Origin of the sequence: Methanobrevibacter sp., from assembly GCF_030539665.1 — an archaeon.
Classification (GTDB): domain Archaea; phylum Methanobacteriota; class Methanobacteria; order Methanobacteriales; family Methanobacteriaceae; genus Methanocatella.
The window spans coordinates 202,765-216,820 of record NZ_JAUNXR010000002.1 but is presented as its reverse complement, the minus strand read 5'-3'; the positions used below and the strand labels follow the sequence as shown (position 1 = coordinate 216,820).

The 14,056-nt window shown below is 33.1% G+C and carries 11 protein-coding genes and 2 pseudogenes; 6 read left to right on the top strand and 7 right to left on the bottom strand.

The window, feature by feature from the left end; translation table 11 throughout:
• Positions 1-136: 136 nt before the first annotated feature.
• On the bottom strand, positions 137-3,430 hold the full coding sequence (gene polC, locus Q4P18_RS03580) for a DNA polymerase II large subunit (protein ID WP_303335668.1): 3,294 nt from the start codon (positions 3,428-3,430) through the stop codon (positions 137-139).
• 198 nt (positions 3,431-3,628) lie between these two features.
• Between polC and Q4P18_RS03575 the strand changes: the two genes are divergently transcribed.
• The 3 genes from Q4P18_RS03575 to Q4P18_RS03565 are packed head-to-tail and all read left to right on the top strand — an operon-like array spanning position 3,629 to position 5,410.
• The gene (locus Q4P18_RS03575; RefSeq protein WP_303335666.1) at positions 3,629-4,447 is read left to right on the top strand and encodes an acyltransferase; all 819 of its coding nucleotides are present in this window, start codon (positions 3,629-3,631) and stop codon (positions 4,445-4,447) included.
• A gap of 34 nt (positions 4,448-4,481) precedes the next feature.
• On the top strand, positions 4,482-4,952 hold the full coding sequence (locus Q4P18_RS03570) for a nucleoside deaminase (RefSeq protein ID WP_303335663.1): 471 nt from the start codon (positions 4,482-4,484) through the stop codon (positions 4,950-4,952).
• Positions 4,952-5,410: a GNAT family N-acetyltransferase gene (locus tag Q4P18_RS03565; RefSeq protein ID WP_303335660.1), complete on the top strand. Its 459-nt coding sequence runs from the start codon at positions 4,952-4,954 to the stop codon at positions 5,408-5,410. Before Q4P18_RS03570 ends, Q4P18_RS03565 begins: the two co-directional genes overlap by 1 nt.
• On the opposite strand, the gene lysS is transcribed toward Q4P18_RS03565, so the two are convergent.
• The 5 genes from lysS to Q4P18_RS03540 form a co-directional block, all read right to left on the bottom strand.
• Positions 5,407-6,990, bottom strand: coding sequence for a lysine--tRNA ligase (lysS, locus tag Q4P18_RS03560; RefSeq protein WP_303335658.1), 1,584 nt, complete (start codon positions 6,988-6,990; stop codon positions 5,407-5,409). The genes Q4P18_RS03565 and lysS overlap by 4 nt on opposite strands.
• Positions 6,991-7,081: 91 nt before the next feature.
• A complete protein-coding gene (locus tag Q4P18_RS03555) occupies positions 7,082-7,534 on the bottom strand; it encodes a hypothetical protein (RefSeq protein ID WP_303335656.1) in 453 nt (150 codons plus the stop codon).
• A gap of 91 nt (positions 7,535-7,625) precedes the next feature.
• Positions 7,626-8,924, bottom strand: coding sequence for a phosphomethylpyrimidine synthase (gene thiC / locus Q4P18_RS03550; protein WP_303335653.1), 1,299 nt, complete (start codon positions 8,922-8,924; stop codon positions 7,626-7,628).
• Between the two features lie 166 nt (positions 8,925-9,090).
• Positions 9,091-10,011 (bottom strand): carbohydrate kinase family protein, encoded by a 921-nt coding sequence (locus Q4P18_RS03545; RefSeq protein ID WP_303335650.1) that lies wholly within the window; start codon positions 10,009-10,011, stop codon positions 9,091-9,093.
• Between the two features lie 144 nt (positions 10,012-10,155).
• Positions 10,156-11,022 (bottom strand): LysR family transcriptional regulator, encoded by an 867-nt coding sequence (locus Q4P18_RS03540; RefSeq protein ID WP_303335647.1) that lies wholly within the window; start codon positions 11,020-11,022, stop codon positions 10,156-10,158.
• Between the two features lie 65 nt (positions 11,023-11,087).
• Between Q4P18_RS03540 and hxlB the strand changes: the two genes are divergently transcribed.
• Positions 11,088-11,678 carry a 6-phospho-3-hexuloisomerase gene (gene hxlB, locus Q4P18_RS03535; protein WP_303335644.1) on the top strand — a complete coding sequence of 197 codons (591 nt, stop codon included), beginning with the start codon at positions 11,088-11,090 and terminating at the stop codon, positions 11,676-11,678.
• 9 nt (positions 11,679-11,687) lie between these two features.
• Here the strand turns inward: hxlB and fdhD are convergent, their stop codons facing one another.
• Entirely contained in the window at positions 11,688-12,437 is a 750-nt protein-coding gene (gene fdhD, locus Q4P18_RS03530; RefSeq protein WP_303335642.1) for a formate dehydrogenase accessory sulfurtransferase FdhD, read from the bottom strand.
• Between the two features lie 538 nt (positions 12,438-12,975).
• Between fdhD and Q4P18_RS03525 the strand changes: the two are divergent.
• Both Q4P18_RS03525 and Q4P18_RS03520 read left to right on the top strand, forming a co-directional pair.
• Positions 12,976-13,229: pseudogene (locus Q4P18_RS03525) on the top strand (iron chelate uptake ABC transporter family permease subunit); the annotation flags it as partial.
• Between the two features lie 9 nt (positions 13,230-13,238).
• A pseudogene (locus tag Q4P18_RS03520) lies at positions 13,239-14,049 on the top strand (ABC transporter ATP-binding protein).
• Positions 14,050-14,056: the final 7 nt, after the last annotated feature.

The window sequence follows — 14,056 nt, the reverse complement described above, 5'->3', positions numbered from 1 at the left end:
TGTTCGCCTTGCTACGAACAATGATAAAAATATTAGAAAAATTCGTAAATAATACTATAATTTATTCTGCATTTAAACGTTATTGCAAGCTTATAAATACAAAGATTTTTTAGAAAAAAAAGTAAATTTTAGCTCATTAGAAAAATGCATCTAATGAACTTTGTTTTGATTTATCACTTTCAAACAAAGAGTTTATACCAAATTCTTGAATTTCAAGTCTTTGTTTTAGATAATGGGAAACTGGGTATCTATTTACAAGATCTCTTGAGATTTCCAAGTACTTCACAACAGACCCTTTTGATACGCTTAATATCAAATTCCCTCCACATTTGCACTTTCCTGTAAGTGGTATGCGTCTGTACTTTGCACCGCATTTAGTGCATCTAACTTTTTGCTTTGAAAACGCTCTTGAGTTACCCATAATATCTGGCAAAAAGTGGGATGATAAAACTTTTTCAACAACACCACGTTGATCTACTGCCCTAATGTTTTCGGCAAGTGAAATCTGTGCATCTACCTTTTCTCTCATTGAAGGCAACCTTTTATATAAACATACTGTAGGTCCGGCATGTATGCTTGAAGTGTGATGTGAGAACATCAAACCTTCATATTGTTTAGGTGTTCCCAAATGCATTTCAACGTTGTCAATATAATCTAGAACTTCGGCAGGCTTTAATGGTTCTTTAGTTTTTTCATAAAATGCAACTGGGAATCTTGCAAATATGTCTAAGTTATGGGATTCATCATCTATCTCTTCCGGATCAATTCTGGAAGACAAAACTAAAGGAGCATCCATACTTCCCCCTCTTGTACTTGGCAAGTAAGATTTTGAAAAGTTTATCAAAGCATCTAAAAGAAGCATAACTGCATCTTCGTCACTATCACAGTTCCTACGTTTAGCGGAATGGAAATAAGGATGAGCATAACATGCTAAAGCTTTTGTAAATCCAACAATTCTTCCAAGAACTCCTGCTGATGTATGGGGAGCAAGACCTGCTATTAAATGGCCAATCAAATCAGATTTGCTTTCCACATTATAAAATGTGTCCATTCCATAGTATTTTTCAAGCTCGTCATCGATGAAATTGGCAACCCTGACAAGATAATCTGCGCAGTTGTCAGAAATTACAACATCCTGAACTCTAAGTTCTACGATTTGATCGTCTCTTTCAATTGGTTGTCCATAGCAGTCATGTTCATAACCCATTTCTAAGAGCTTTTCTACAGTAACTCCTATTTCTTTTGGAATGAAATGAGTCAATGGTAAATCAGTGGAATCGTGACGTATTGTAGCATCCTTAAATGTAAATACTTCATTTTTAGCTCTTAAAATTCCTTTTTCCAAAGGTTCTGGAAGCTTTGATTCTGAAATCATACCAACAACCCCTTTAACTTCATCCACTTTACGGACACCTACATTGTCAGAGGCCTTTTTAAGCATTCCTGCAAGGTTAATTGATTTGTCCCCTGATTTTCCGATTGTTGTTGGAGCTCCACAATGAGGACATATGGAATTATAAGAACCTAATTTACATTTTGTACAAATACGTCTTGCAAGGTTAATCTTAATGGTTCCCTTTTTCGCTGCTTCAGCAATCAATCTTCTGCTTCCACCATAATTCCCAATCGGGAATAGGCTGTGAGGAGCAGGCCTCATTAATCTTTCTTTGGATTTTTCAGGTCTACCTACACGAGTTCCAATATAAACAGGAGCCTTATTTTTAATTTCAATATCTATTGTTTCATTTAATGCATCCAAAGTTGAATCTGCAGAGTCTAATGTCCTAGTCAACGTATTGATTAAAGCATAAGCATCATTAGGAGCAATAATTATTTTTTGATCCTGTACGGTATGTGGGAGGCCAATAATTTCCAATACTCTTTTCCTGTAGTCTAAAGGAATTTCCAATCCTTTTTCATAGTCGTATTTGTCTTTATTCTCAAGAATCAGGTCAATAACGGAATTCAAATCATTTATTGTTACGTCATTGTAACAGTATGTGTAAAGAGGATGTAGTGGAACTTCATATTTTCTAGATAGTTCAAATGCTTCCTCAGCACTTAAATCTCCTTTTTCAAGTCTTTCCAAATCAAGTTCATCAGCTACTCCTTTTTCAATTAAGATACCACTCCACCATTCCTCACACCATCCTGATTCAAGGAGCGGTTGGTTGTTTCTTAAAAATTCTCCAAATGCCACCAGCATATCTCCCAAAAAGAGAATTTCACTAATCTGATTTTTACATTCCTTCGCCTTGTCTATTGTATCAACTTTTACAACATTTCCATTTTTAAGTTTTACAATGGGTCCCTCTATAGAGTCTACAGGAACAACACAGTTACCTTTTCCAGGATGTTCAATTTTTAGTTGTGTTCCAACAGCTAAAAAATCAAGAAGTGTCATTGTAGCCGGATGGACTCCCATAGCGGCAAGACCTGTGTTTCTGGATCTTCCATACCTTAAACGGAATCCTCCCTTTTCAGAAGGGTATCCAAGAACGGGCCTTCCTCCAATAATATCCTGGATGTATTTAGGTTCAGTTACGATGTCTGCCTTTTCTTCCTTACTCTCATCGTCCTTTTTCTCTTCTTTTTTTGGCTTGGAATATTCGGATAACCAATCCCATTCATCAAGACCTAATTTTTTGGAGATTTTATGAATCTTTTTGGATTTTTGAACAACCCCTTCAATCATAGCAAGCAATGCTCCGCCACGAATATTGTTTGTTTCAACCCTTTCCAAATCCCTATGTGACACTTCAACTGCATCAGTTTGCTCTCCAGTAACTTCTACTGGGATATGTGTGGCGGCAAATCTTACTTCCTCAGGAGTTGGTGAATATTGGAGATTGGTAACTTCGGATTCGTAAAGTTCAACTTCTTCCACATATCTTTCAATCTCGTCATCTATTGGTTTAAAATTGCTAAGCCCTATTGCTTCTTTGATTTTATCTCCAAGAAGTACTGCAAGTGCAGCAGCTGTTCCTCCAGCACTTCTAATAGGGCCTGCAAAGTAAACTGCAATATATTTTGATTTATCGAAATTTTCTTTAATTTTTACTTGTGAAATACCTTCTAAAGGAGCAGCTACCACTCCTTCTGTTAAAATAGCTAAAGCTGTTCTTAATCCCTGATCACATTTCTGCTCCTGGTTATAGTCGGCCTTTTCCTCTTCTATTAATTCAAATTTTCCAGATGCAATTTCGGCGGCTATTTCAAATGCCACTTCTTCTCTTGTAATGTTTTCCTCTAATTCTTTAATTCTTTTAGCTACACCTTTCGGACCAACAAGCCCTTCTACTCTTTCAGCTAAATCTTTTGCAAGAGGAACTTCTGTTTCTGTTTCAACATCCAACCCTTTTGCTCTGGCCTCATTAGCTATTTCATATAATTTTTTTGTATCTCTTTCAAGTCTATCAAAGTAATCCATAATATCTCCAAGTGTGTGATTAAAAAAATTATGTATTCATTATATCTATAAAATTTAGTATTTAATCATTGTTAGATATTCACATTTTCATGTTGCCCAATTCATTTTCTAAAAGTTTATATATTCTAAATCAAATAAATCTATTATTAAGTAATTTGTTGTTGAATTTTACAATAGACTAATATTAATGGTGGTCTAATGTCTGAAGAAAAGTTAACCGATGTTGAAGAAAAAAATGTTGAAGAAAGTAATGTTGAAGCTATAGAGGCTTCAAATGAAGAAACTGCAAAAAGTGAAGAAGATTTAAAGGATGAAAGAATAGCTAAACAATCAGAAGAATTAACCTATTTGACAAGCACTATTATTCCTAATCTTAAAAAAGAGGTTAAAGAACTTAGGGCTGTTAAAATTAATTTAACTGATGCATTAGAAAAAAGCACTAAAAAATACTATGAACAATTGGATATAAATGCAGTTTTAAGTGATAATTTAACTAAAGTAAGCGCTGAACATGCTGTAAATAAAGTTAGGTTAGACAAATTGGATTCAACAATTGAAAACATTAAGAAAGAAGCTAACGATAAAACTGAATTTTATAAATCTAAATTAGCAGAATTTGATGTACAGGAAATAAATTCTTTAAAAGACAATAATGAAGTTTTATCTAAAAGTGTAGCTGAAAAGGATTCTAAAATTAAACAATTGGAAGAAAAATCTTCAAAATTACAATCCGAGGTTCTTGATTTAAGAAAAAAACTTATTGAATTAGGCAACTACAAGGATGAAGTTAATGCAGAATCTACAAAAACCGTTAATAAATATAAAGACATCATAAATAACCTTAACCATGAGTTAAATACCAAACAAAGCAACTACGATAGGTTATATGATGAATCTCAAAAAACTATTAACGATTTAAAAATACAAATTAACAGGTATAAAAAAGCTATTAATGAACACTCAAACAGAGGTTTATTCGATAGACTTTCAAACAAACCAATCAGATTTGATGATTAAATTCATCAACTATTAACTTTTTTTTTAAAAAATTATGAAATCTTATGAATATTTTATGGGAATTGCAGTTGAGGAAGCCAAGAAATCTTTAAATGAAGGAGGCATTCCAATAGGTGCGGTTCTTGTTAAAGACAATAAAGTAATTTCTAAAGGCCATAATAGGTTAATACAGGATAGTTCTGTAATTTTACATGCAGAAATGGATGCAATTGAAAATGCAGGCCGTCTCAACTATGAAGATTATCAAAAGACTACTCTTTTTACTACATTATCTCCATGCCCAATGTGTTCTGGTGCTGTAATATTGTATAATATTCCAAAAGTTGTTGTTGGAGACAATACCAGCTTAATGGGCGCTGAAAATCTTTTAAAAGATAATAATGTGGAGGTAATAGTCCTCAACGATAAAAGATGCAGGAAACTTTTTGAGATATATTTGGAAGAATATCCTGATGTCTGGGCTGATGAATTGGCTAAAGTGGGAAACACTACAGAGTTGATTTAATGGAATTTGTAGTAACTGACGATAAAAATGCTGATTTTCAAGAACTTATAAAAAGATTGGATCAGGAATATATTGAGGTTCATGGAGATGAGGCTTTAAAATATCAAAAATTCAATGCCATCACTGTTCCTCATGTTGTTGTGCTTGCTATCGATGACGGGGTAGCTATTGGTTGTGGAAGTTATAAGAAGTTCGATTTAGAAGATTCCATCGAAATTAAGAGGGTTTTTGTTGAGAAAGAATATAGGAAAAAAGGAATTGCTACAGAAATCATGAAAAGATTAGAGGAAGTGGCAGTTGAAAATAATTATAAATATTCTTTTTTAGAAACAGGAAGGATTAACATTCCTGCCGTTAAAACATATGAAAAATTAGGTTATCAGATTATTGAAAATTTTGGTTTTTTAAAACAAGATGACATTTGTATTTGCATGAAAAAAGAGTTAAGAAGCCATTAAGCTTCTCCTCTTAATCTTTTAACTACAAAGTCATTATCTAAGGATAATAAAAATGAAGCTGCTCTAGGACCTTGTTTTTGACCAAGAATCATTTTATAGATTGCTTGGAATCCTTTTTGAGGTTTGAGGCCTTGGGCTTCTAAAATTTCATACATGGCATCATGTAAATCTGATGCTTCTGTAAATTCACGATTGTCCATTAAATCTGCTAAGTCTTTCAAGAATTGTGTCTGTTCATCAGTTAATGGCAATTTAGGTATGCTTTTCTCTTGAACTTGGAATTTTACAAATTTAGGAGCATAAGCATCTAGCCAGTTAGCTACATTATCCACACGTTGTTGGAATTGTTCTAATTCTTTTTCACTCAATTCAGCAAATGTTTTTTCCTCGAAGGTTTCAGTTAATTGGGAATTTCTTTTAAGAATTCCAAATATTTTTTCTAAATCGTTTCCAGCTATTTGATAAGCGTTTACAAGGAATCTGTAAGGTGGTCTGAATGGTAAAGGTTCTCCTTCGTGAATTTGGGAAATTTCATAGATTTTCTTGAACTTTTTACCTTCTTTTTCAGATGGCGCTTCTTCTTCACCGTAGAATACTTTTTCAACTTTATCAAATTGATCCATAAAGTCCAAGAAGGGCATTTTTGGTGAAAAGTCTTTTGCTTTCATTGGTTTGCTTCTAAATAAGTAATAATTGAGACTTTCAGCAGGGCCAATATCCAACCATTCTTTTGGTGTGAAGAATACTCCATGGGATTTACTCATAGCTTCCCCGTCAAGTGTAATCCATTCGTATGGGACTGGGTATGGTGCTTCATAGTCAAATATTTCTTTTGAAATCACGCTACTTACATCATATGATCCTCCACTAGCAGCATGGTCTTTTCCGAATGGTTCACAGGTTACTCCAAAGATTTTCCATCTTGCAGCCCATTCAACTCTCCATGTAAGTTTTCCATTTCCGCTTTTTATGTCCATTTCACCGTCATGGCCACATTCACATCTGTATTTTACAGTATCTCCATCGTAATCGTAAGCATATGTGGTATTTACTCTTCCACATTCTTCACAAATAGGATTGTATGGCAACCAATCATCTGCTAAAGGTTCTCTTCTGTATTGGTTGAAGATTTCTCTAATTTCAGGTGCTTTTTCAAGAGCTATTCTTATGTATTCGTCATATGCTCCTGATTTATACATCTCAAAACCTGATTTGGTTTCCATTTCTATTCCATAATCATCCATCACTCCTAAAAATGGCCTTTCGAAGTGCTCTACAAAACTATCACAACAGCCATCAGGACATGGGATGTTTGAGTAAGGCATTCCCAAGTACTTGTCATAACTTTCAGGTAAAGGATATGGGACTTTTCTTAATGGGTCATGGTCGTCTGCTATCCATATGGTTTTTGCGTTTTTACCGAGTTTACGTAACTCTTTTCCGATTGCGTTTGCAATGAATACATCACATGAGTTTCCAATATGTATTGATCCAGATATTGAAGTTCCACTAGCTATTACATGTTCATCAACATCTCTTTTGCTTAAATCATCAGCTATTCTTTCAGTCCAATGTTTCATTAAATCACCGTAATAATAATAAAAAAATGAGATTAATATAATAATTCTATTCTTTTTAATATAAAAAAATTATGTTGGAATAATATGAAAATTAATCATTTATTGTAAACATATTAGCTAAGAGTTTTCCATTTTCACATTTGGGACAGCCAGAACCATGTGTTAATGTTTTTAGAATTTCATTTTCACATTTTGGGCATTTGATTAACCTATCATCATTTCTTATTAAAACTAGCTTTTCAACCGGTTCGTTGGTTATCTGTTCGCTTGCACCTGATTCAATAATTAGTTCTTTAATCTCTTCATCGTCCAGGGATGTTTCGTTTTTGGTAACTGAATATGTTTTTATGAAGTTATTGCAATTGTCACAATATGTCAAATAGATATTTCCGGATAGTTGTGATTTTGCTATTTTTTGGAATGTGTTAAAAAGAGGAGTTTCTTCTGTAAGTTTTGTTAATTCTTCATTAAAATAAAACTCTTTATCTTCTTCAATAAATTCAAAATCACAAGAATTACATTTATGTTTGATTGTTTGACCCATTTTCACACCTATTATTATATTTGTAGTGTTTCTATAAAAATGAGTTTATTTAAAAAAAGTAATGTAATTGTCATTATATGATAATGACAATCTATTTTAGTATATCGTGGTCGCCACTGTCCAACCATTCGTTCACGAGTTTAACAGCACAGAAATTACCACACATTGTACATGCATCGGAGTCTTCTGGAGGTCTTGCATCTCTTTTTGCACGTGCAACATCAGGAGTTATTGCAATTCTATATTGTTCTTCCCAGTCTAGATTTTTTCTTGCATATGCCATTTCCAAATCTCTTTCTCCGTTATGCACTCCTTTTGCCATATCTCCGGCATAAGCTCCAATTCTGGTAGCTATTACTCCTTCTTTTACATCTTCTGGAGATGGTAATGCTAAGTGTTCTGCTGGAGTTACATAACAAATAAAGTCAGCTCCTGCCTTTGCAGATTCTGCTGCTCCAATTGCTGATACGATATGGTCATATCCTGGCGCAATATCACAAACAATAGGTCCTAACATGTAGAATGGTGCTTGTGAACATAATTTCTTTTGAATCATTACATTTGCTGGAATTTCATTAATTGGGATATGTCCTGGACCTTCAATCATACATTGTACGCCAAAGTCACGGGATCTGTCAATCAATTCTCCTAATACAATTAGTTCTTGAACTTGTGCCCTGTCTGTTGAATCTGCTATTGCTCCTGCTCTCATACCGTTTGCAAGTGACAATACCACATCATACTCTTTTGCAATTTCCAATACATAGTCAAAGTTTTTGTATAATGGATTTTCAAGTTCGTTTTCTACAATCCATGAGGATATAAATGCCCCTCCTCTTGAAACGAGTCCTGCAACTCTTCCTTGGGTTTTAAGTCTTGTAAGAGTTTCAATGTTGATGCTGCTGTGAATAGCCATAAAGTCAATACCGTCTTTTGCCTGTTTTTCAATGGTATTGAACATTATATCTTCATCCATGTATATTGCTGCACCCTGTTCTCTTATTGTTTCAATAGCTGCTTGATAAATTGGCACGCTTCCGACTGGTAATGGGGACATTTTGAGTATTCTTCTTCTGATTTCGTCCATGTCTCCCCCAATACTTAATTCCATTAAACAATCTGCACCAGCATCAATAGCTATCTGTGCTTTGAGTTCTTCTTCATCAAAGTTCACAATGTCTGTTGATGTTCCAATTGTTGCATTCACTTTTGTTCTAAGTCCTGCTCCAATCCCTGAAGGTATAATATCATGATTTATATTTTTTGGAATTACGATTGTTCCTTCTGCTACTGATTTTAAGATGAAATCCTCACTTACACCTTCTTTTTCAGCAACTATCTTCATTTCTTCAGTTAAAATACCTTTTTTTGCATCACTAATTTGTGTCATTCAAACCACTTAATTTAGATTTAATTAATTAAAATATACTTGATAAAGTTATAAAATCAACTTTAATTATAATATTGTGAAAGTTATATTTAAAGATGCTAGTTAAATATTTTTGAGTAAAATCAAGTTGGCTTTAAAATGAGTTTTAAAAAAAATAAAATAAGAATTAATTTTTGTAGAATTCAGACATTCTTTCATATGCTTCATCAAAACTTGGAGCCTTTGTCTGGCAACCTTGTTCTTCTACAATAAATGATGAAACGGTTGAAGCAAATTTGGCTGATTCGTACAAGGATTCGCCATTGAGGAATCTTGTTAAAAATCCTGCTCTATAAGAGTCTCCTGCCCCTGTTGGATCTGCAGCGGTAGTTTTAATTGCATCGATAACGATTTTGTCATCATTTGAATAAATTTCACTACCGTTGGCTCCACATGTTTTAACAACAATTTCTGGCCCGAGTTCTCTTAATCCTTGAATATCTACTTCCAAAGAGTCGCAGATTCTTTCAATTTCAAAATGATTTCCAAACAGGATTGTGGTGTTCTCAAGAACATCCTTAAGTTTTTCAGTGGAATACATTCCCAGGTCTTGGCCAGGGTCAAAGGAAATTAACAAGTCATTTTCCTTTGCCTCTTTACTGCATTTCCAGTTAAAATCAGGGTCTCCAGTAGCTAAATGGACAGCTTCTGATTCTTCAATAGTTTTTTTAGGAACCTTGCTTTCTGCAAATTCTTTCGCAGCTCCCCAGTAGAAGTAACTTATTTGATCGTCGTTATTGTTAGTTAATACGAATGCAGTAGGGCTTGTTTCACCCGGAACTATAATTAATGATTCAGTGTTTACATTCAAATCATTCATTTTCCGATAGTAATCGCTATTTTTAAAGTCTCCTCCAACTGCAGATACGAGAGCTGTGTTTAAACCGAGTGTTGCACCAACTATAGCTACATTAGCCGCAGCACCACCATTAAAGGTTTTCATATCGTTTATCGGTGCTGAAAAATTAGCTTTAGGGAACTCATCTACTTTTATAATATAATCAAGTGCAGTATGACCGACTGCCAATAAGTCATTGTTTTTCACCATATGCATTACCCTTTTTCTTTCGATAGTTTATTATTAATTATGAATTATATTTTAAGTTTTTGACTTGAATGCCATAACTTCCATAATGATATATCAATCCTTAAAAAGTATCATAATTGTCGAAGAGCAATTAAAAAGTATTATTTAAATGGAACTAAATCCTTGTTTAATTATTTCTTTTTGTCCGTCATTTAATAGAAATTCAATAAAATCAACAATTTCCTCTTTTTCTTCGTTTATTTGAACCAAACTAATGGCATGGCGTGTGTCATGTTTCAATATGTCACTGCCTTTAAAATAACTGGCATTTAAAAAACTATATAAATTATCTGAATTCTTAACCATTTTAAAGGCATCGAATTGCGAATTTACAGTTTTTGATATGTTATAATTTATATCATAGTGTTCCAATGTATTCCATGCCAACCTTTGAGCAGAACCTGCAACAGATACAAAATTAAGGTTGCTTAAGTCGTTAATGCTTTTAATTTCGTGTGAATTTTTATTAGTGATTAAAACAAGATAGTCAAAACCGATTGGAGTAAAGTTAAGATCTTTTTCAAAAGCAATTAAAGGATCATCCAATGCTAAAATATCTATAACACCACGTTCAGCCAGTTTAAAGGAATTCAAATCATTGCTGCTATAAACAGACAGTTCATATGGTTGGGATATTGACTCTAAAAGTCCAGAAACAATATGTCCTCCGCCAATGGTTATGTTTGTTGTTTTTGAAATCTGATTGTAATAATGTTGAAATTCATTTAAAATTCCAATTCCATCTTTTGTAAGGACACTTCCGGAACCGATCTTATCAACAAGTTTGATTCCTAATTTGTCTTCTGCCTTTTTGATACGTCTATTTAAAACAGCATGTGATATTCCAAGCTCTTTGGCTGATTTTCTTTGAGAATAAGTTTTTGAAAGTGATTTTAAGGTATCGTATAGTTTATAGTCATAGATTTCATCATCTATTTCCAAACTAATCAATCCTTTACTTTTGAAATTCATTAATTTAATATATAAATTAATATATAATTAATATTTTGAATAACATAAAAATTTGGGGCAATTAAATGGAGATAATGAAAGAAGCTATTGATGCGATTTTGTCAAATATTAAAAATGCAGAAAGTTATTTGGATGAGGATGAGGTTCAAAAGTTTATTGACGTTATTGTAAAATCTAAAAATATTTTTGTAATTGGTGCTGGAAGATCTGGTTTAGCAGCAAAAGCGTTTGCAATGAGATTGATGCACTTGGGTTTAAGCTCCTTTGTTGTTGGTGAATCTACTACTCCGGCAATTAATGAGGGGGACTGTTTAATAGCTATTTCTGGTTCAGGAGAAACCAACACTATTGTATCTGCTGTTAAAATAGCTAAAAATAGAGGTTCTAATGTATTGGCTTTAACTTCTTATCCAGAATCAACTTTAGGAAAGTTGGCTGATGCCTATATCTTCGTAAAAGGAAGGACAAAAGTAGAAGCTGACGATAAGAATTATATGAAACGTCAAATTCATGGAAATTATACTTCCCTTACTCCATTAGGAACAGCATTTGAATTAACAACACTTGTGTTCTTGGATGGGTTGGTATCTGAGTTAATGGAAGTAATGAAACAAACTGAAAGTGACTTAAAGGCACGTCACACAGTTTTAGAATAGAGTAAATATTTAATCAAATATTACTCTACCTAAATTATTATAAACATTGAAGCGTTGGCCTCTAATAAATCCTACTAATGTTACGTCTCCCTTTTCAGCTATTTTATAGCCTGAATATGCAGGGGCGGCATTTGAAGCTAGAAGAGGAATTCCAACCCTTGTTATTTTTATTACCATATCTGCAGGCATTCTGCCACTATATATTACGTAACTGTTTTTCAAATCAAATCCGTTTAATATTCCGTATCCTATTACTTTGTCTACTGCAACATGGCGACTTACATCTTCTTTTACAACAAATTTGTCTTCATATACGATTCCTGCAACATGGGTGCCTCCTGTGGCTTGCCATATTTCAGCATTATTTTTCAATTCTTCAATTCTAGCTATTAGCTCGGATGAAGTCACTTTTAATTCGGATTTTACTTGTTTCACATCGTTAATTTTAGTTCTCCAACCACCAGCAGAGTCAGAACATAGGACTGTTTCATTATTTTTAAGTAATTCGTCATTAATTTCAACGTTAATTTTATTTCCTTCTATATCAATATTTAGAACGTCGTCTAATGATTTTACTAAATTTTCGTTAAATAAGTATCCGATTGCAAATTCTTCCAATGAATCTTCTAGTGCAGACAAACTACGGCTTATGGAATTGTTGATTACTAATGTTATTGTTTCATCTTTAACTACTTCTTCATCCACTTCTTTTGCTTCACCATCATAAAATTTAATGGCTTTTACAGTTTCAGTTTTCATTATTTCACCATATTATTTCTTTTTTTTCAATTTTTTTTCTTAGAAATTTATTTATAAACTGTATTACAAATATTTTCATATCATATTAATGAAAGTTATTATGAATAATATGTCAAGTGTTATATAATTTTTTTGATATTATGGAAAAAAGAGTAAAATTATCATATTGATCTTGATTATTTTAGTTGTTTGTGGGATAGCAGCTACCTTATTTTTAACACCTTCTACAGTTGAAAATAAAGGTTCTAAGAATATAACAGACATGGCAAATAGGACTCTTCAAATTCCTGCTTCTGTTGATCGTGTCGTATCAACATCACCATCAATGACTACAATAATGTACATGCTCGCTCCAGAGAAAATAACTGGATTAAACTTTGCATGGAACCAATATGAAGAAAAATATATACCAAACCAATATAGGAACCTTCCAGTAGTTGGAGGATGGTTTGGTTCACAAACAGGTAGTTATGAAGAATTTATAGCATCTGAACCGGATTTAATATTGGATTCTGTTAATGAAGGAAATGGGGATGTTGCTGCAGTATCAATAAGCGGTATTGTAGGGTGGATTGGATTAATCATTCCTCTCATGACTCGTATGCTTGTAGGTCCTGATAATAAAATTTTGCTTCCCGCTTCTTTAAGTTTGGTGCAAGTTTCTTGTTAATAATGGATAACTTATCAAGGGCATTGATAACAATAGAAATTCCGATAGGTATTCTAACAGCTATTGTGGGAGTTCCTTTATTCCTGTACTTGCTTAGAAGAGGATATTTGGAATGGTCTTAAGGTGATTTTATGGAAAAGTTATTGGATGTTAAAAATATCTCTTTTCATTATAAGGACGATAAAAAAAATATTTGAGAACATTAGTTTTTCTATTGACAGGGGAGATATTTTATGTATTCTAGGGCTTAATGGAACTGGAAAGACTACTTTAATCAAATGTTTAAATGGATTGCAGGACATTGATAATGGGGAAATAATTCTGGAAGGCAAAAATATCAAATATTTAAGTTTTAAAGAGATATCCAAATATATCGGTTATATTCCTCAAACTCACACTCCGACATTCCCGTTTAAAGTTTTGGATGTTGTTTTAATGGGAAGGTCTCCATATTTGGCTCTTACAGATTCTCCAAAGGAAGAGGATATAGAAATAGCTGAAAATGCACTTAAGGATTTGGGGATATATGACTTAAAGGATAAGGAATATACAAATTTGAGTGGTGGAGAGTGTCAGCTTGTTTTTCTTGCGAGAATATTAACTCAGCAGCCAGATATTTTAATTTTAGATGAACCTACATCTCATTTGGATTTCGGAAATCAGATAAAGTTTTTGGAAATAGTTGATAAGCTAGATTCATTGGGCTTATCAATCATAATGTCCTCACATTTTCCAGATCATACTTTCATAAGCTCCAGCAAAGTAGCTATTATGAAAGATGGAGGATTCATTGATTTTGGAACTCCTGAGGAAGTGGTTAATGAAGAAAATCTTAATAAAGCTTATGATATTGATGTTAAATTAATTGATCTAGATGAAAATAGAAAAGTTTGTGTCCCAATGAAAACAGACCTTTCTTTAAGTCTTGAATTTAGTAAATAGGTGAAAA

Coding starts and splice junctions, on each gene's coding strand:
- Q4P18_RS03565 (WP_303335660.1), top strand. CDS start 4,952: ATGGAATTTGTAGTAACTGACGATAAAAATGCTGATTTTCAAGAACTT.
- polC (WP_303335668.1), bottom strand. CDS start 3,430: ATGGATTACTTTGATAGACTTGAAAGAGATACAAAAAAATTATATGAA.
- Q4P18_RS03570 (WP_303335663.1), top strand. CDS start 4,482: ATGAAATCTTATGAATATTTTATGGGAATTGCAGTTGAGGAAGCCAAG.
- Q4P18_RS03575 (WP_303335666.1), top strand. CDS start 3,629: ATGTCTGAAGAAAAGTTAACCGATGTTGAAGAAAAAAATGTTGAAGAA.
- Q4P18_RS03540 (WP_303335647.1), bottom strand. CDS start 11,022: ATGAATTTCAAAAGTAAAGGATTGATTAGTTTGGAAATAGATGATGAA.
- lysS (WP_303335658.1), bottom strand. CDS start 6,990: ATGAAACATTGGACTGAAAGAATAGCTGATGATTTAAGCAAAAGAGAT.
- Q4P18_RS03545 (WP_303335650.1), bottom strand. CDS start 10,011: ATGGTGAAAAACAATGACTTATTGGCAGTCGGTCATACTGCACTTGAT.
- hxlB (WP_303335644.1), top strand. CDS start 11,088: ATGGAGATAATGAAAGAAGCTATTGATGCGATTTTGTCAAATATTAAA.
- Q4P18_RS03555 (WP_303335656.1), bottom strand. CDS start 7,534: ATGGGTCAAACAATCAAACATAAATGTAATTCTTGTGATTTTGAATTT.
- fdhD (WP_303335642.1), bottom strand. CDS start 12,437: ATGAAAACTGAAACTGTAAAAGCCATTAAATTTTATGATGGTGAAGCA.
- thiC (WP_303335653.1), bottom strand. CDS start 8,924: ATGACACAAATTAGTGATGCAAAAAAAGGTATTTTAACTGAAGAAATG.